Origin of the sequence: Streptomyces sp. NPDC086989 (genome assembly GCF_044745505.1) — a bacterium.
GTDB lineage: Bacteria > Actinomycetota > Actinomycetes > Streptomycetales > Streptomycetaceae > Streptomyces.
Genome location: NZ_JBIVAL010000001.1, coordinates 392654 through 410213, shown reverse-complemented (window position 1 = coordinate 410213; position 17560 = coordinate 392654). Strand labels below are relative to the sequence as shown.

General features: G+C 72.8%; 14 protein-coding genes. 6 read left to right on the top strand and 8 right to left on the bottom strand.

What is annotated here, in order from left to right:
- Positions 1-145 precede the first annotated feature (145 nt).
- Complete coding sequence (locus ACIPK4_RS02015) at positions 146-922, top strand: TSUP family transporter (RefSeq protein ID WP_054222925.1); 777 nt, start codon at positions 146-148, stop codon at positions 920-922.
- Between the two features lie 74 nt (positions 923-996).
- Here ACIPK4_RS02015 and ACIPK4_RS02010 read toward each other — a convergent pair whose 3' ends face one another.
- Both ACIPK4_RS02010 and ACIPK4_RS02005 read right to left on the bottom strand, forming a co-directional pair.
- Positions 997-1617 carry a class F sortase gene (locus ACIPK4_RS02010; RefSeq protein WP_402308588.1) on the bottom strand — a complete coding sequence of 207 codons (621 nt, stop codon included), beginning with the start codon at positions 1615-1617 and terminating at the stop codon, positions 997-999.
- Positions 1618-1914: 297 nt separating this feature from the next.
- Positions 1915-2457, bottom strand: coding sequence for a hypothetical protein (locus ACIPK4_RS02005; RefSeq protein WP_054222876.1), 543 nt, complete (start codon positions 2455-2457; stop codon positions 1915-1917).
- A gap of 382 nt (positions 2458-2839) precedes the next feature.
- Between ACIPK4_RS02005 and ACIPK4_RS02000 the strand changes: the two genes are divergently transcribed.
- On the top strand, positions 2840-3265 hold the full coding sequence (locus tag ACIPK4_RS02000) for a gamma-glutamylcyclotransferase family protein (RefSeq protein ID WP_054222877.1): 426 nt from the start codon (positions 2840-2842) through the stop codon (positions 3263-3265).
- Positions 3266-3306: 41 nt separating this feature from the next.
- Here ACIPK4_RS02000 and dnaG read toward each other — a convergent pair whose 3' ends face one another.
- From dnaG to ACIPK4_RS01980, 4 genes are all read right to left on the bottom strand, one after another.
- Complete coding sequence (gene dnaG, locus ACIPK4_RS01995; protein WP_402308583.1) at positions 3307-5226, bottom strand: DNA primase; 1920 nt, start codon at positions 5224-5226, stop codon at positions 3307-3309.
- A gap of 34 nt (positions 5227-5260) precedes the next feature.
- Complete coding sequence (locus ACIPK4_RS01990) at positions 5261-6535, bottom strand: NAD(P)/FAD-dependent oxidoreductase (RefSeq protein WP_402308580.1); 1275 nt, start codon at positions 6533-6535, stop codon at positions 5261-5263.
- Between the two features lie 93 nt (positions 6536-6628).
- Complete coding sequence (locus ACIPK4_RS01985) at positions 6629-7978, bottom strand: deoxyguanosinetriphosphate triphosphohydrolase (protein WP_082410412.1); 1350 nt, start codon at positions 7976-7978, stop codon at positions 6629-6631.
- Between the two features lie 65 nt (positions 7979-8043).
- On the bottom strand, positions 8044-8838 hold the full coding sequence (locus ACIPK4_RS01980; RefSeq protein WP_402308578.1) for a sirohydrochlorin chelatase: 795 nt from the start codon (positions 8836-8838) through the stop codon (positions 8044-8046).
- Positions 8839-9167: 329 nt separating this feature from the next.
- Between ACIPK4_RS01980 and ACIPK4_RS01975 the strand changes: the two genes are divergently transcribed.
- The 4 genes from ACIPK4_RS01975 to ACIPK4_RS01960 all read left to right on the top strand — a co-directional run bounded on the left by ACIPK4_RS01975 (position 9168) and on the right by ACIPK4_RS01960 (position 13659).
- Positions 9168-9845, top strand: a complete 678-nt coding sequence (locus ACIPK4_RS01975) for a vancomycin high temperature exclusion protein (RefSeq protein ID WP_402308576.1) — start codon at positions 9168-9170, stop codon at positions 9843-9845.
- 71 nt (positions 9846-9916) lie between these two features.
- A complete protein-coding gene (locus tag ACIPK4_RS01970) occupies positions 9917-10066 on the top strand; it encodes a hypothetical protein (RefSeq protein WP_402308573.1) in 150 nt (49 codons plus the stop codon).
- A gap of 227 nt (positions 10067-10293) precedes the next feature.
- The gene (locus tag ACIPK4_RS01965; protein ID WP_402308570.1) at positions 10294-12375 is read left to right on the top strand and encodes a molybdopterin oxidoreductase family protein; all 2082 of its coding nucleotides are present in this window, start codon (positions 10294-10296) and stop codon (positions 12373-12375) included.
- 138 nt (positions 12376-12513) lie between these two features.
- A complete protein-coding gene (locus ACIPK4_RS01960; protein ID WP_402308568.1) occupies positions 12514-13659 on the top strand; it encodes an RNA polymerase sigma factor in 1146 nt (381 codons plus the stop codon).
- Between the two features lie 157 nt (positions 13660-13816).
- Here ACIPK4_RS01960 and ACIPK4_RS01955 read toward each other — a convergent pair whose 3' ends face one another.
- Positions 13817-15739: an ABC transporter ATP-binding protein gene (locus ACIPK4_RS01955; RefSeq protein ID WP_402308566.1), complete on the bottom strand. Its 1923-nt coding sequence runs from the start codon at positions 15737-15739 to the stop codon at positions 13817-13819.
- Positions 15736-17469: an ABC transporter ATP-binding protein gene (locus ACIPK4_RS01950; RefSeq protein ID WP_402308563.1), complete on the bottom strand. Its 1734-nt coding sequence runs from the start codon at positions 17467-17469 to the stop codon at positions 15736-15738. The genes ACIPK4_RS01955 and ACIPK4_RS01950 overlap by 4 nt, the downstream gene beginning before the upstream one ends.
- Between the last annotated feature and the right edge of the window lie 91 nt (positions 17470-17560).

Genomic DNA, 17560 nt, shown 5'->3' with positions numbered 1-17560 from the left:
GCAGGTCGGCGGCGCTCTGAGCGCCCCGGGCGATGCCGTCCGGAGGCGGGCCGCCCCGCCCCGTCGGCCCGGCGAACCTCAACCTTTGCGCAAGTTTCCGACGATCGATGGGTGCTGCACCCATCGGCTCCATAGGGTCGTGTCCGTGCCTGACATATCAACGACCATGATCATCGTGCTGTGCGCGGCCGCCGCTGCGGCCGGATGGATCGACGCGGTGGTGGGCGGCGGCGGACTGCTGCTCCTGCCCGCCCTGCTCCTCGGCCTGCCGAACGCCCATCCCGCCGCCGTGCTCGGCACCAACAAGGCCGTGGCCATCGTCGGCACCACGGGCGCGGCGGTGACGTACGTGCGCAAGGCCCCGGTGGACGTGAAGCTCGCCGTCCGGATCGGCCTGGCCGCGCTCGCCGGCTCCATGGGCGGCGCCGCGCTGGCCGGCGGGATCAGCAAGGACGCCCTGCGCCCGCTCATCATGGGCGTGCTCGTGATCGTCGCAGGCGTGGTGATCTTCAAGCCGGGCTTCGGCACCGCCCCCTCGGCCGCGCCCGTCAGCCGGCAGCGGGTGCTGCTCACCATCGGGCTCGCCGGCCTCGGCATCGGCTTCTACGACGGCCTCATCGGGCCCGGTACCGGCACCTTCCTCGTGCTCGCCCTCACCGCGCTGCTCCACCTCGACCTGGTCACCGCCTCCGCCACCGCCAAGATCGTCAACTGCTGCACCAACGCCGGGGCGCTCGCGATGTTCGCGTACCAGGGCATGGTGCTGTGGCAGCTGGCCGCGCTCATGGCGGTGTTCAACCTGGCCGGCGGCATGATCGGGGCCCGGATGGCGCTCAAGAAGGGCAGCGGGTTCGTCCGCGGCGTCCTGCTGACGGTGGTCGGAGCGCTGGTGATCAAGCTCGGTCTGGAGCAGTGGGGCTGACCGGACCGCTAGGCCCTGTCGTCAAACTGCCGTCTGCCGCCCTCCGGGCGACGACGGGAGTTTGACGACAGGGCCTAGTACGTGCCGGTGAGGTGGGCGAAGACGACCACGTTGCCCTGGTAGCCGGTGCGGGGCGAGAAGCCCCCGCCGCAGGTGATCACCCGGAGTTCGGCGCGCGGCGAGGGCCCGTACACGCGGGCGTCGGGGAAGTGGTCGGCCTCGTAGACCTCGACCGCGTGGACGGTGAACACCGCCGTCCGTCCGTCCGCGCGCGTCACCTCGATCGCGGCCCCGCGGCGCAGTGCGCCCAGGTGGTAGAAGACCGCCGGGCCGGTGGCGTGGTCGACGTGGCCGACGACGACGGCGGTGCCGACGGCGCCGGGGGTGATGCCGTCGCGGTACCAGCCCGCCAGGTCGCGGCGGGCGGGCGGCGGCACCTCGATGCTGCCGTCGGGCCCGAGGCCCAGCCCGGTCAGCGGGGCGTCCACCCGGATGGACGGGATCCGGATCCGGGCCGGTGGGGATCCGGGGAGCGGGGCGATGCTGCCGGGGTAACGTGCCCGCCCGCTCAGTGCCTCGGCGGGGGAGGGCAGCGGGGGCCCGGTGGACTGGCCCGATCCGCTGCCGATGAGCCAGATGCCGACGCAGGCGGCGAGCGCGACGAGCCCGCCGCGGCCGGCCTGGCCTCTGCCCATGGGTGCCCCCTGGCGGTGCGATCGGTGTGCTCTCCGTATTCCGTGTGTCCGCGTACTCCGTGAAGCCGCGTGTCCGTGAAGCCGCGTGTCCTTGAGGCCGTGTGTCCTTGAGGCTGTGTGTCCGAATTCGGTTTGCGCATGGTCGGTATACGCGTTTTGTGTTTCGCGTTTCGGCTTTCCTGTTTCGCATTGTGTGGGGAAGGCCGTCGCCCGGCCCCGCGAACGGGGGGACCTCGCGGGGCGGGCGACGGGGGACGGTACCGGTCGGACCGCGGCCGCAGCCGCGGTGGGCGCCCGTCAGCTCCGCGTGCCGCTCGCCCGGCGACGCAGGAGCCAGGTACCGCCGACGGCGGCCGCGGCCAGCACGGCCGCTCCCGCCGTGATCTTGGTGGGGTCGACGGTGGAGGTCGTCCCGCCACCCACCCCGGTACGGACGTGGCCCCGCGGGCCGCGTTCGGTGACGACCAGGTCGCCGGTGGCGAACTTGCCGTCGGCGCAGGTCGCGCCGATGCCGTAGGTGCCGGGGCGGGTGTCGCGGGCGATCTGGAACTGCCCGATGACCACCTCTTCGTGGGTTCCGGGCACCAGCTTGAAGCGGCCGCCGCCGACCGTGGTGGCATCTCCGTCGGCATGGCCGCCCTTGCCGCAGGCGGTGGTGTTCACGGTGATGCTCCCGCCGGGAGCGGCGGTTTTCGGCCATACCTCCAGCTTCGCGAAGTCGCCGGGGGCGAAGCCCGCCGTGCCGAGTTCCGCGGCGGCCACCACCCCGGCGACCGGGCCGGTGAGAGCGGCGGCGGTCAGCGCGGTGGCGGTGAGCACATGGGCGGTGCGTCGGCGCATGGGGGCTCCTGGAGACACGGGGTCGTGCTCCAGAGGTAACCCGGCCCGCCCGCCTCCCGCCTGCTGATGTTCCGTCAGTTCTCCTGGTCCGGCTGGTATCGCCGCAGGTCACAGCCCCGGATTCGGTCGATCAGGTGAGCCGCCCCGTCCGGGTGAGGCCGATGGCAGCGCCACCGTCGCCGCCGCGCCCGCCGGGAACCGCTGCGACCCCGGGAAGTCGTGTGACAGCGGTGCGTACCGTGGGGGCAGGCAGGCGGGCGGATCGGGGACCGAAGTCCCGGGTCGCGCGCCGTCCGCCACAACCGAGGGAGGGCCCCGTGACATCAGCCGACCGGCCACAGGCGCAGCCGCAGCCGCAGTCCGTCGCGGAGGTGACGGCCCGATGAGCACCGCCGAGCTCCCGTTCTTCGTGTACGGGACCCTGCGCCCCGGCGAGGTCAACCACGCCCTGTTCCTGCGGGGCCGCACGGTCGCCGAGGAGCCCGCCCGGCTCCCGGACGCGCTCCTGTACGACGGTCCCGGCTACCCGTACGCCGTCCAGCACCCGGGATCGCAGATCGTCGGCGAGCTGGTCACCCCGGCGCCCGGCGACTACGGGAGGCTGCTGGCCGAACTGGACCGGCTGGAGGAGTACCACGGCCCCGGCCGGCCGCTGAACGTCTACGACCGGGTCCGCCGGGACGCGGTCCGCCCGGACGGCAGCCGCACCCCCGCCTGGGTCTACCTGGCGGCACCGCTGCTGGCCCGCCGGCTGCGCGCGTCGGGCACCGAGATACCGGGCGGCGACTGGTTCGCCCGACGGGCCTGAGACACCGGGCCGGGCACCCGGCGCGCCACGGGCCCCGCGCCCTACAGGCCTTCGGCTCCGCGGTTGCGCAGGCGCTGGCCGTACTGCTGGAGGACCCAGAGCTCCTCCTGGACCGCCGCCAGCTGCTCCGGCGGCGCCTGCGGACCCAGGCGCGACAGCGTGCCCTGGATCTCCTGCACCCGGCGGTCGACCGCGCGCAGCCGGACCTGGACCAGCTGGACGCCCGCGTAGACCTCGTCGACCGTCTTGGCGTGGATGGCCTCGACCGCGAGCTCGGTGACCAGTGCGCGGACCGTGTCGTTCGGCGCGGCGTCGCGAACCCGGGCCAGGTAGTCGTCGCTGCCCAGGGAGGCGCCGCCCGCGGCCTGGATGGCCTCGCGGACCGCCGCGTACGGAGGGGCGGTGAACTCGTCCACCCCGTACGCGTCGAAGGCCGGCGAGACCAGGGCCGGCCGCTGGAGCGCCAGCTTGAGCAGTTCCCGCTCCGTGCGGTGCGCCGGGCTGCGCAGGTTCAGCGCCGGTCCGCCGCCCGCGGGGCCGCTCGGCGCCGGGGCCGCCTCGTACGAGGACGACTGGGCCGGGCGGCCGCGGCCCGGCTGCTGGCCGCCGCCCTGGCCGCCCCGCTCCCGCGCCCAGCGCGCCAGCTGCGCCACCCGCTTGACGACGAACTGCTCGTCGCGGATGCCCAGCATTCCCGCGAGCTGGACCGCCGACTCGTGCTGGATGGCGATGTTCTTGATGTTGGCGACGACCGGAGCCGCCTCGTCCAGCGCGGCCGCCCGGCCCGCCGGGTTCTCCAGGTTGTGCCGGGCCACGATGTGCCGCAGGGCGAACTCGAACAGCGGCGTCCGGGCCTCCACCAGACCGACCACCGCCGCGTCACCCTGCGCCAGGCGCAGGTCGCACGGGTCCATGCCGCCGGGGGCGATGGTGATGGAGGTCTCGGCGGCGAACTTCTGGTCGTCCTCGAAGGCCCGCAGCGCGGCCTTCTGGCCGGCCGCGTCCCCGTCGAAGGTGAAGATCACCTCGGCCGTCGCGTTGTCCATCAGCAGACGGCGCAGGATCTTGATGTGGTCGCCGCCGAAGGCGGTGCCACACGTCGCGATCGCGGTCGTCACCCCGGCCATGTGGCACGCCATCACGTCCGTGTAGCCCTCGACCACCACGGCCCGCGAGGTCTTCGCGATCTCCTTCTTCGCCAGGTCGATGCCGTACAGCACCTGGGACTTCTTGTAGATCGCCGTCTCGGGCGTGTTCAGGTACTTCGGCCCGTTGTCGTCGTCGCGCAGCTTGCGCGCGCCGAAGCCGACCACCTCGCCGCTGATGTCGCGGATCGGCCACATCAGGCGGCCGCGGAACCGGTCGATGGGCTTGCCGCTGCGGCTGTCCTGGGCCAGGCCGGAGGTGATCAGCTCCTTGTCGGTGAAGCCCTTGCCGCGCAGGAACCGGGTCAGGTGGTCCCAGCCGGCCGGGCTGTACCCGACGCTGAAGTGCTCGGCCGCCGCCTGGTCGAAGCCGCGCTCCGCGAGGAACCGGCGGCCGATCTCGGCCTCCGGGCTGCCCAGCTGGTCGACGTAGAACTGGGCGGCCGCCTTGTGCGCCTCGACGAGCCGGATGCGCTCGCCGCGGCCGCTGGTGCCCGCGGTGTACCCGCCCTCCTCGTACCGGAGGGTGATGCCCGCCTGGCCCGCGAGCCGCTCGACGGCCTCCGAGAACGACAGGTGGTCGATCTTCATGATGAAGTCGAGGGTGTCCCCGCCCGCCTGGCAGCCGAAGCAGTGGTAGAGACCCTTGCTGGGGCTGACCTGGAAGGACGGGGACTTCTCGTCGTGGAAGGGGCACAGGCCCTTGAGGTTGCCGCCGCCCGCGTTGCGCAGTTGGAGGTAGTCGGAGACCACGGCGTCGATCGGGACCGCGTCCCGTACCGCCTTCACGTCGTCGTCGTTGATCCGTCCTGCCACCCGTGAAGTCTACGGCCGGGCGCCGGCAAACCCGTCAGGCCCCCTCGGCCGGCAGCAGGGACTCCAGCGCGACCGACGGGTCCGCCAGCGCCTCGCGGTCGACCGGCGCCTTCGACCGGATCAGGGCCTGGATGTGCTCGGTGACGTCCCACACGTTCACGTTCATCCCGGCCAGCACCCGGCCCTCCGCCAGCCAGAACGCGATGAACTCCCGTTTGGCCACGTCCCCGCGGATCAGCACCTGGTCGTAGCCGCCCGCCGGGGCGTACCCCGAGTACTCCAGGCCCACGTCGTACTGGTCGGAGAAGAAGTACGGCACCCGGTCGTACGACACCTCCTGCCCCAGCATCGCCCGCGCCGCGGCCGGACCGCCGTTGAGCGCGTTCGCCCAGTGCTCCACCCGCAGCCGGGTCCCCAGCAGCGGGTGGTGCGCCGCGGCCACGTCCCCGACGGCGAACACGTTCGGATCGCTGGTCCGCAGCGAGGCGTCCACGGCGATGCCGCCGCCGTGCTGCCGGTCGACCAGGGCCAGCCCGGAGGTCTCGGCGAGCGCCGTCCGCGGCGCCGCCCCGATCGCCGCGAGCACGGCGTGCGCCGGGTGCTCCTCGCCGTCGTCGGTCCGGGCCGCGAGCACCATGCCGTCCTGCCCGACGATCTCGGTGAGCCGCGAACCGAAGTGGAAGCGGACCCCGTGCTCGGCGTGCAGGTCCCCGAACAGCCGGCCGATCTCCGGGCCGAGCACCGCGTGCAGCGGGGTGGCCAGCGGTTCGACCACGGTGACCTCGGCTCCGTATCCGCGGGCCGCGGCGGCGACCTCCAGGCCGATCCACCCGGCGCCCGCGATCAGCAGGTGGCCGTTGTCCCGGCCGAGGGTGGCCAGGACGCCCTTCAGCCGCTCGGCGTGGGCCAGCCGGCGCAGGTGGTGCACCCCGGCCAGGCCCGTCCCCGGGATGTCGAGGCGGCGCGGCTCGGCCCCGGTGGCCAGCAGCAGCTTGTCGTAGTGCAGCGCCGTGCCGTCGCCGAGGACCACCTTGCGGGCCTCCCGGTCCAGCTGGACCGCGGGCTGGCCGAGGTGCAGCTCGATGTCGGCCTTGGCGTACCAGGACGGCTCGTGGACGAAGACGCTGTCACGCTCCTCCTTGCCCTGGAGGTACCCCTTGGACAGCGGGGGCCGTTCGTAGGGGTGGTCGCGCTCGTCGCCGACCAGGATCACCCGCCCCGTGAACCCCTCGGACCTCAGCGTCTCGGCCGCCTTGGCCCCGGCGAGCCCTGCGCCGACGATGACGAACGTCCGGTGTGCGTCGACCACCTGATGCCTCCTCATAACCTCTCCGCCACATGCGAGCACATGCGAGCGTCCCGCACCGAGCCTGCCGCGTGAAGGGGGAGTGGCCCGATCGGCTCACGCTTCGGACCGGCGCGTGCGCCGTGTGAGCCGGGCGTGCAGGGAGCGCGCGGAGGCGTCGGTGAGCGCCGCGATCTGGTCGATGACCGCACGTTTGCGGGCCCTGTCGTCGGGCGCGGCATCGAAGATGGCGCGGAACTGCGGGTCCAGTCCCTCGGGCGCACGGGCGCTGAGGGCCTCGGCGAGTTCGGCCAGGACGATGCGCTGATCGGCGCGCAGCCGCTCCTGCTCGTCGCGCTGCATCACGTACAGGTCGGCCACCGCCTTGAGGACCGCGCACTCGTTGCGCGCCTCGCGCGGGACGACCAGCTCGGCCGCGTACCGGGTCAGCCGGCCTGAGCCGTACGCCTCGCGCGTGGCGCCCTCCGCGGCCAGGCAGAACCGGCCGATCAGCTGGCTGGTGGCGTCCTTCAGGCGGGCCTGGGCGACGGCCGACCCGTCGTACCCGTGCGGCCACCACTCCTGCTCCATCAGCCGGTCGAGGGCCTCGCGCAGCTCCTCCGGATCGGTGTCGGCCGGCACGTACCGGCCGATCGCGACACGCCAGATGGCGGTGCGCTCGGGCTCGGCGAAGAGGAGGTTGGGGTCGAGGTGCCCGGCGTGCAGACCGTCCTCGAAGTCGTGGACCGAGTACGCGACGTCGTCCGACCAGTCCATCACCTGGGCCTCGAAGCACTTGCGGTCCGCCGGCGCGCCGCGCCGCAGCCACTCGAAGACCGGCAGGTCGTCGTCGTACGCGCCGAACTTCACGGAGTCGGGGTCGGTGGGGTGGCCGCCACGGGCCCAGGGGTACTTGGTGGCGGCGTCCAGGCAGGCCCGGGTGAGGTTGAGCCCGACGCTGACGGGCTCGCCGCCGGCCGCGTCGGGCACGAACCGCTTCGGCTCCAGGCGGGTCAGCAGGCGCAGCGACTGGGCGTTGCCCTCGAAGCCGCCGCAGTCCTTGGCGAACTCGTTCAGCGCCTCCTCGCCGTTGTGCCCGAACGGCGGGTGGCCCATGTCGTGCGAGAGGCAGGCGGCCTCGACGAGGTCGGGGTCGCAGCCGAGGGCCGCGCCGAGCTCGCGGCCGACCTGGGCGCACTCCAGGGAGTGCGTCAGGCGGGTGCGGGGGCTGGCGTCCCAGTCGTACGAGCGGCTGCCGGGGGTGACCACCTGGGTCTTGCCGGCGAGGCGGCGCAGGGCGGCGGAGTGCAGGACCCGGGCCCGGTCGCGCTGGAAGGCGGTCCGGCCGGGGCGTTTGTCGGGCTCGGCCGCCCAGCGCTCGGTGTCGGACGCGTCGTAGGGGGTGTCCGGGGTGTTCGGGTCGGGGTGACGGACGGGTGCGATGCCGGTGCCTTCCATGCCTTCCATGTTCAGACGGTAACCGGAAGCACCGACAAGACGACCAATCTGAGCAATCGGAACCAACGCGGTCTTTATGCGGTGGCCAGTTTCAGCCGGGCCGGGGAGGCCGGGTGCGTCCGCTGCCGGGCCAGGGCCTCGTCGTAGCGCCTCAGTACGAGGCGGGCCAGGGCGGGATGGTCGCCGAGCGGGGCGGCCGCCGGGCCGGGCGCGGCGGCGGCGCTCTGCGCGGCGAAGCGGCCGGGGGCGGTGAAGTACGAGGCCACCGCGACCCGGTGGTGGCCGCGGGCGGTGAGGGCGCGGACGGCGTCGGCGACGGCGGGGGAGGCGGAGGCGTAGGCCGGTACGACGGGCACGCCGCCGAGGCGTTCGGACAGCAGGGCGGCGGTGCGGCGGGTGTCGGCCGCCGAGTCGGGGTCGCGGGAGCCGGCCGCGGCGAGCACGACGGCGGGGCCGGCGCCCCGGCCGGGGCCTCGGTCCGCACCTCGGCCGGTTCCGGGTCCGGAGGCGTCGGTGCCGGGGGTCCAGCCGGCCTCCAGGAGGCGCTCGTACAGGGCCTCCACCAGCAGTGGATGGGGGCCGAGCGGCGCGGCGACGCGGGTGTCCAGGTAGGCGGCGCGGGCCGCGGCCGCGGGCAGGTCCCGCTTGACGTGGTGGCCGCGGCCGAGGAGCAGCGGGACGAGCACGGCCGCGCCGGTGGTGTTCCGCAGGGTGTCGACGAGCAGGGGCCGGTTCAGCTCGACGTGTCCGAGCCGGACGTGGAGGCGGGGACGGAGTTCGCGGACGCGGTCGAGGAGGGCCAGGACGGCGGGGAGGGCGCGGGGGTCGCGGCTGCCGTGCGCGACGGCGACGAGGGTGGGCTGCTGCATGCGGGGACTCCGTCGGACCGGTCCCCCGCCGTGCGCCAGGGGCGCAGTCCGCTGAGCTGCGTGCCGAGTTGGGTGGTGATCCGGGTCAGCAGCTCCGTGGCGGTGGCGGGGGTAAAGGAGAGGGACAGGGACTCGGGAGGGTGCACCAGCTCCGTCATGAACCGATCCTGCGGGCCGGAGATTGCGGGTGCGTTGCGCGGGGGTGACGGGTGTTTACCGGCACCTCACTTGCTCATTCGTACGGGTGAAAGGCGGGGGAGGGGGAACTGGGGGCCGGGTGCGGATCGTCAACCTGTTCGAACGGTGCGTGGCGAGCGGGGGGAAAGATCATGAAACTGATGCCGGGCCGGCTGAGGACGGTGGAGGGGCGGCGGCGGGCCGTCCAGGCGGTGGTGGCCGCGTGTGTGCTGGCGCTGCTGCCCTCGGCGTGGACGCACGCGGCGGCCGCGGACCGGCTGCGGACCACGGCCGACGCGCCGCCCGCCGAGGTGGCGGTGGTGTTCGGGGCGGGTCTGTGGAACGGGCGGCCGACGCCGTACCTGGCCAGACGGCTCGATGCGGCGGCCGAGCTGTACCGCACCGGCAAGACGAAGGTCGTGCTCGTCACCGGCGACAACAGCCGCACCGAGTACGACGAGCCCGACGCGATGCGGGCGTACCTGACGGCCCACGGGGTGCCGGCGGACCGGATCGTCAGCGACTACGCCGGCTTCGACACGTGGGACTCCTGTGTCCGCGCCAAGGAGATCTTCGGGGTCAAGCGGGCCGTGCTGATCAGCCAGGGCTTCCACATACGCCGGGCCGTCGCGCTCTGCGGCGCGGCGGGCGTCGACGCCTACGGGGTCGGTGTCGACGACGAGCACGACGCGACCTGGTACTACGGCGGCACGCGCGAGGTCTTCGCGGCCGGCAAGGCGGCGCTGGACGCGGCCTTCAAGCCGGAGCCGCGGTTCCTGGGGCCGAAGGAGCAGGGGGTGTCGAGGGCGCTGGGCGCTCTGGCAGACTGACGCGCCGTCGGCCGCCTATGCCGATTAGTCGTACGGCCCTGTCTCCGTCTCGGCGTCAGGGGTGTGGAACCGTGGCAGTTGTGGAGCTGAGCGGCAAGGCCGTCGTCATCACCGGGGGAGCGGGCGGGCTGGGCGCGGCGGCCGCACGGGCCGTCGTGGACGGCCGCGGCAGCTACGGCGGCTGGACGGCCGGCCCGCCGAAGCCTGCGACGACCCGCTGACCGCCCTCGGCCGGACGGAGGACCAGGGGGCCCGGCCCGTCGGTCCGGCCGGCGGCGGATACCTCGTCCTCGACGTCCCAGGGGCCGCGTCGTGTCCGGGGAGGTCCCGTACCGGCCCGAGTCCCGCCTGCCCTCACCGGGCTCCGAAGGGCGCGCTGAGGTGCTCGTACGGGAGGCGTAACCGGGGGCGGCGGCCCACGTAACACCACCGCCGCAGGCTGGGCGGTATGCGCACCCCGGACTCCGCCATCGCCACGCACTGCCCGTACTGCGCGCTGCAGTGCGGGATGAATCTCCGCCCCGAGCCGGGCGGCGCGACGGTCGAAGTGGAGGAGCGGGCCGATTTCCCCGTGAACCGGGGCGCGCTGTGCGGCAAGGGGCGCGCCGCCCCCGCCGTGCTCTCCTCCCGGGTGCGCCTGACCGGGCCGCTCGTCCGCACCCACGCCACCGGAGCGCTGGAGCCGGCCACCTGGGAGGAGGCCCTCGACGCCGTCGCCGCGGGCCTCGCCCGGACGCGCCGAGCGCACGGGCCCGACGCGGTCGGCGTCTTCGGGGGCGGCGGCCTGACCAACGAAAAGGCCTACGCGCTCGGCAAGTTCGCCCGCGTCGCCCTGCGGACCTCGCAGATCGACTACAACGGCCGCTTCTGCATGTCCTCGGCCGCCGCCGCCCACCAACGGGCCTTCGGCCTGGACCGCGGACTCCCCTTCCCGCTGGAGGACATCCCGCGGACCGGCTGCGTCATCCTCGTCGGCTCGAACCCGGCGGAGACCATGCCGCCCGCCCTGCGCTACCTCACCGAGCTCAAGGCGAACGGCGGCACGCTGATCGTCGTCGACCCGCGCCGGACCCGGACCGCCGAACAGGCCGACCTGCACCTCGCCCCCCGCCCCGGCACCGATCTCGCCCTCGCCCTGGGCCTGCTGCACCTGGTCGTCGCCGAGGGCCGCACCGACGAGGAGTTCATCGCCGGCCGGACCACCGGCTGGGAGGAGGCCCGCGCCGCGGCGATGGCGCACTGGCCGGAGCTGGTGGAACGGATCACCGGCGTGCCCGTCCCCAGGCTCCGCGAGGCGGCCGCCCTGTTCTGCGCGCCGTCCTCCGCGATGGTCCTGACCGCCCGCGGACCCGAACAGCAGTCCAAGGGCACCGACACAGTCGGCGCGTGGATCAACCTGTGCCTGGCCACCGGCCGCGCCGGACGCCCGTTCTCCGGGTACGGCTGCCTCACCGGCCAGGGCAACGGGCAGGGCGGGCGCGAGCACGGCCAGAAGGCCGACCAGCTGCCCGGCTACCGCAAGCTGACCGACCCCGCCGCGCGCGCCCACGTCGCCGAGGTCTGGGGCGTCGACCCCGACAGCCTGCCCGCCCCCGGCCGCAGTGCGTACGAACTCCTCGACGCCCTCGGCACGGACGTCAAGGCCCTCCTCCTCATGGGGTCCAACCCGGTGGTCTCGGCCCCCCGCGCGGCCCACGTCGAGGACCGCATCCGCTCCCTGGACTTCCTGGCCGTGGCGGACGTCGTCCTCTCCGAGACGGCGGCCCTCGCGGACGTGGTCCTCCCCGTCACCCAGTGGGCGGAGGAGACCGGCACCACCACCAACCTGGAGGGCCGCGTCCTGCTGCGCCGCCGCGCCCTGACCCCGCCGCCGGGGGTGCGCAGCGACCTGGACGTGCTGCACGGCCTGGCCGCCCGCCTCGGCGTCGAGAAGGGCTTCCCCACCGCCCCCGAGGAGGTCTTCGAAGAGCTCCGCCGCGCCTCGGCCGGCGGCCCGGCGGACTACTCGGGCATCTCCTACGCCCGCATCGAGGCCGAGCAGGGCGTCTTCTGGCCCTGCCCGCAGGAATCCCACCCCGGCACCCCGCGCCTTTTCCTCGACCGCTTCGCCACCGAGGACGGACGCGCCCGCTTCGTCCCCGTCTCCCACCGGGACGCGGCCGAGGTCCCGGACCGCGAGTACCCGGTCCTGCTCACCACCGGCCGGGTGGTCGCCCAGTACCAGTCGGGCGCCCAGACCCGCCGCGTCGACGAGCTCAACGAGGCGGCCCCCGGCCCCTTCGTGGAGCTCCACCCGCGCCTCGCCTCCCGGATCGGGGCGGTCGAGGGCGCCCCGCTCGCGGTCGTCTCCCGCCGCGGCCGCGCCGTGGCCCCGGCCCGCATCACGGACGCCATCCGCGCGGACACCGTCTTCATGCCGTTCCACTGGCCGGGCGAGGGCCGTGCCAACTCCCTGACCAACCCGGCCCTGGACCCCGTTTCCCGCATGCCCGAGTTCAAGGTCTGCGCGGTCCGCGTCGAACCGGCGTGACCCGTCCGGCCCGGGTCCGGGCACGGCGTACTTCTTCTCGGACATGCGTCCGATCCGCATCGGGATTCCCGGCGGGGGGTAACCATCCGGTCACGCACCGGACTCAGAAAGTGCACGCACGCCCCTCGTGGCGGTGATGTGTCGTACCCCACACTGAAGTGCGGTGCCCCCGTCCTCGGAGCCCTGGAGGTCGCCCCCGTGCAGACCCAGATCCTGACCGTCAACGTGAGCCCGCCCGTGCACGACGCCGAGGCCACTGCGGGTGAAGAGCCCGAGGTCGACGCCGTGGACGAGGAGCCCGAAGAGCCCGAGGTACTGGAGCTGACCGAGCAGGTGCCCGAACCGCGCCGGCGCGCGGACAGCGGCGGAGCGGGCCCTTCCGCAGACCTGTTCCGGCAGTACCTGCGCGAGATAGGCAGGATCCCGCTGCTCTCCGCCGCCGAGGAGGTCGAGCTCGCGCGCCGCGTCGAAGCCGGCCTGTTCGCCGAGGAGAAGCTGGGCAACAGCCCCGACCTCGACCTGCGGCTCGCCCTCGACCTCGACAAGCTCGTCGTCATGGGGCGGATGGCCAAGAGGCGCCTCATCGAGTCGAACCTGCGGCTGGTCGTCTCCGTCGCGAAGCGCTACGTGGGCCGCGGGCTCACCATGCTCGACCTCGTGCAGGAGGGGAACCTCGGGCTCATCCGGGCCGTCGAGAAGTTCGACTACGCCCGCGGGTACAAGTTCTCCACCTATGCCACCTGGTGGATCCGGCAGGCGATGTCGCGCGCCCTCGCCGACCAGGCCCGCACCATCCGTGTGCCCGTCCATGTCGTCGAGCTGATCAACCGCGTCGTCCGGGTCCAGCGCCGCATGCTCCAGGAACGCGGGTACGAGCCCACCGCCGAAGAGGTCGCCGTCCACCTGGAACTGACGCCCGAGCGGGTCCTGGAGGTGCTCCGACTCGCCCAGGAGCCGGTCTCGCTCCACGCGCCCGTCGGCGAGGAGGACGACGTCGCACTCGGCGACCTGATAGAGGACGGGGACGCCGCCTCGCCCATGGAGTCCGCCGCGTTCTTCCTGCTCCGCGAACACCTCGAAGCCGTCCTGTCGACCCTCGGCGAGCGCGAACGCAAGGTCGTACAGCTGCGCTACGGCCTGGCCGACGGCAGGCCCCGCACGCTGGAGGAGATCGGACGGATCTTCGGCGTCACGCGCGAGCGGATCCGCCAGATCGAGTCCAAGACCCTCAACAAGCTGCGCGACCACGCCTTCGCCGACCAGCTCCGCGGCTACCTGGACTGACGGGCCGGGACACCCGGAACGCGACCCCGCGACCGCGACGCCGGGACCCCGACGCCGGGGCTGGGAACGGAGAAGGGGTGCCCCCTGGCGGGAGGGCACCCCTGGCAACCCGGCACGACACCGGTCCGACACCGGCGTGACACCGGGCCGGCCGACGCTAGTCGACCTCGGCCACCGCCTGCGCGAACTGCGCCGCGTACAGGCGCGCGTACGCGCCGTCCGCCTCCAGCAGCTCCTCGTGCGTCCCCTGCTCCACGATCGAGCCGTTCTCCATCACCAGGATCACGTCCGCGTCGCGGATCGTGGACAGCCGGTGCGCGATCACGAACGACGTACGGCCGTGCGCGAGGCGCGCCATCGCCTTCTGGATCAGCACCTCGGTACGGGTGTCCACCGAGCTCGTCGCCTCGTCGAGGACCAGGATCACCGGGTCCGACAGGAACGCCCGGGCAATGGTGATCAGCTGCTTCTCGCCCGCGCTGACCCCCGCACCCTCGTCGTCCAGCACGGTGTCGTAGCCGTCCGGCAGGGTGCGGATGAACCGGTCCGCGTGGGCGGCCCGCGCCGCCTCCTCGATCTCGGCGCGCGTGACCTCGCGGGCCGCGCCGTAGGCGATGTTCTCCGCGATGGTGCCGCCGAACAGCCACGTGTCCTGGAGCACCATGCCGATGCCGCCGCGCAGTTCCTCACGGGTCATCTTCGCGATGTCCACCCCGTCGAGGGCGATCTCGCCGCCCGTGACCTCGTAGAACCGCATCAGCAGGTTGACGAGCGTGGTCTTGCCGGCGCCCGTCGGGCCGACGATCGCGACCGTGTGGCCGGGTTCGACGGTCAGCGACAGGTCCTCGATGAGCGGCTTGTCCGGCTCGTAGCGGAAGGCCACCTTGTCGAGCGTGACCTGGCCGCGGAGCTGCTCCGGCCGCTCCGGGACCTCCGCGTCCGGCTCCTGCTCCTCGGCGTCGAGCAGCTCGTACACCCGCTCCGCCGAGGCGACACCGGACTGCACCAGGTTCGCCATCGACGCGACCTGCGTCAGCGGCATCGAGAACTGGCGCGAGTACTGGATGAACGCCTGCACGTCACCGATCGACAGGCTGCCCGAGGCCACCCGCAGACCGCCGACGACCGCCACCAGCACGTAGTTGATGTTCGATATGAAGAACATCACCGGCTGCATGATCCCGCTGACCAGCTGCGCCTTGAACGAGGCCCGGTACAGCGCCTCGTTCTGCTCGGCGAAGACGGCCGCGGACTCCTTCTGCCGGCCGAAGACCTTGACCAGCGTGTGGCCCGAGTACATCTCCTCGATGTGCGCGTTGAGCGCGCCCGTCGACTTCCACTGCGCCACGAACTGCGGCTGCGACTTCTTGCCGATCTTCGCCGCGACGACGACCGACACCGGGATCGTCACCAGCGCGACCAGCGCCAGCAGCGGTGAGATCCAGAACATCATCGCCAGCACACCGACGATCGTCAGCAGCGAGTTCAGCAGCTGGCCCATCGTCTGCTGGAGCGTCTGCCCGATGTTGTCGATGTCGTTGGTGGCCCGGCTGAGCACCTCACCGCGCTTCTGCCGGTCGAAGTACGACAGCGGCAGCCGCGACAGCTTCGCCTGGAGCTCCTCGCGCATCCGGTACACGGTGCCGTTCATGATGTGGTTCGACAGCCGCGTCGCCACCAGCATCAGCAGGCCGGCGAGGGTGAACACCACCAGCGCCCAGATCGCCACGACCCCGACGCCACCGAAGTCGATGCCCTCGCCGGGGGTGAAGTCGGTGCCGGACAGCATGTCCGCCATCCCGCCCTGGCCCTTGGCGCGCAGCCCGTCCAGCGCCTGCTGCTTGGTGATCCCGGCCGGCATCTGGCGGCCGACGATCCCCGCGAACACCAGGTCGGTGGCCTGGCCCAGGATCTTCGGGCCGACGACCGAACAGGCGACGCTGCCGACGACGGCGACGACCATGCCCCACAGCTTGACGCGGTCGTGCGCGATCTGGCCCAGCAGCCGTTTGCCCGAGCCCTTGAAATCCAGGGACCGCTCGGCCGGCCCCATCATCATCCGTCCTCCGGGCCCGCTCATGCGGCCTCCGCCTCCGTCAGCTGGGAGAGCACGATCTCCCGGTAGGTCTCGTTGTCGGCCATCAGCTCGTGGTGGCGCCCCTCGCCCACGACCTGGCCCTCGTCCAGCACGATGATCCGGTCGGCGTCGCGGATAGTGGAGACGCGCTGGGCGACGATGACGACCGTCGCCTCCTCGGTCTCGCGGGCGAGCGCCGCGCGCAGCGCCGCGTCCGTCGCGTAGTCCAGGGCCGAGAAGGAGTCGTCGAACAGATAGATCTCCGGGCGCTGCACCAGCGTGCGCGCGATGGCCAGACGCTGGCGCTGGCCTCCGGAGACGTTCGTTCCGCCCTGGGTGATCGGCGCGTCCAGGCCGCCCTCCAGCTCGGACACGAAGTCCTTGGCCTGTGCCACCTCCAGCGCGTGCCACAGCTCCTCGTCGGAGGCGTCGGGGCGTCCGTAGCGCAGGTTCGAGGCGACGGTCCCGGAGAACAGGTACGGCTTCTGCGGGACCATGCCCACCGTCTTGGCGAGCAGTTCCGGATCGAGGCGGCGCACGTCCTCCCCGTCGACGAGCACGTCGCCGCCGGTCGCGTCGAACAGCCGCGGAACCAGGCCCAACAGCGTGGACTTGCCGCTGCCGGTGGAGCCGATCACCGCGGTGGTCTCGCCGGGGCGGGCCACCAGGTCCACCCCGCGCAGCACCGGGGCCTCGGCGCCCGGGTAGCGGAAGTCGGCGCCGCGCAGCTCCAGCCGGCCGCGGGCGAGCAGCTTGCGCACGGGGTCGGCGGGCGGGACGACGCTGGACTCGGTGTCCAGCACCTCCTGGACGCGCTCGGCACACACCTCGGCGCGCGGCACCATCATGAACATGAAGGTGGCCATCATCACGGACATGACGATCTGCATCAGGTAGGCGAGGAAGGCCGTCAGCTGGCCGATCTCCATGCCGCCGCTGTCGATGCGCATCGCGCCGAACCAGATGACGGCGACGCTGGAGATGTTCACGACCACGATCACGGTCGGGAACATCAGCGCGAGCAGCCGGCCGGCCGCGAGGGAGACCCCGGTCAGGTCGGTGTTGGCCTCCCGGAACCGGTCCTTCTCGTACTCGTCGCGGACGAAGGCGCGGATCACGCGGTTGCCGGTGATCTGCTCGCGCAGCACCCGGTTCACGGTGTCCAGACGGACCTGCATCTTCCGGAACAGCGGGCGGGTCCGGAAGACGATCGTGCCGACCGACAGGCCGAGGACGGGGACCACGGCCAGCAGGACGCCCGACAGCTTCACGTCGAGCGAAAGCGCCATGGCGATGCCGCCGATGCACATGATCGGAGCCGAGACCATCAGCGTGAAGGTCATCAGCACCAGCATCTGGATCTGCTGCACGTCGTTCGTCGTACGGGTGATCAGCGACGGCGCGCCGAACTGGCCGAGCTCCCGGGCGGAGAAGCTCTGCACCCGGTCGAAGACGGACGCGCGGACGTCGCGGCCCACGGCAGCCGCGGTGCGGGCGCCGAAGTAGACGGCGCCGCAGTTGCACCCGAGCTGGACGAGGGAGACGCCCAGCATCAGCGCGCCGAAGCGCAGGATGTAGCCGGTGTCCCCGCTGACGACACCGTTGTCGATGATGTCCGCGTTCAGCGTGGGCAGGTAGAGGCTCGCACTGGTCTGCAGCAGTTGCAGCAGCACGAGCAGGGCAATCGGTTTCCGGTACGGACTCAGATGGGTCCGCAGAAGTCGTATGAGCACGCGCAGGCTCCGGTCGGCAAGATCGAGGGGGTTCGCTCCATCTTCGGCCACCGCGCAGCCGATCCCCACCGGTTTTCGCAAAGGCCCGTCA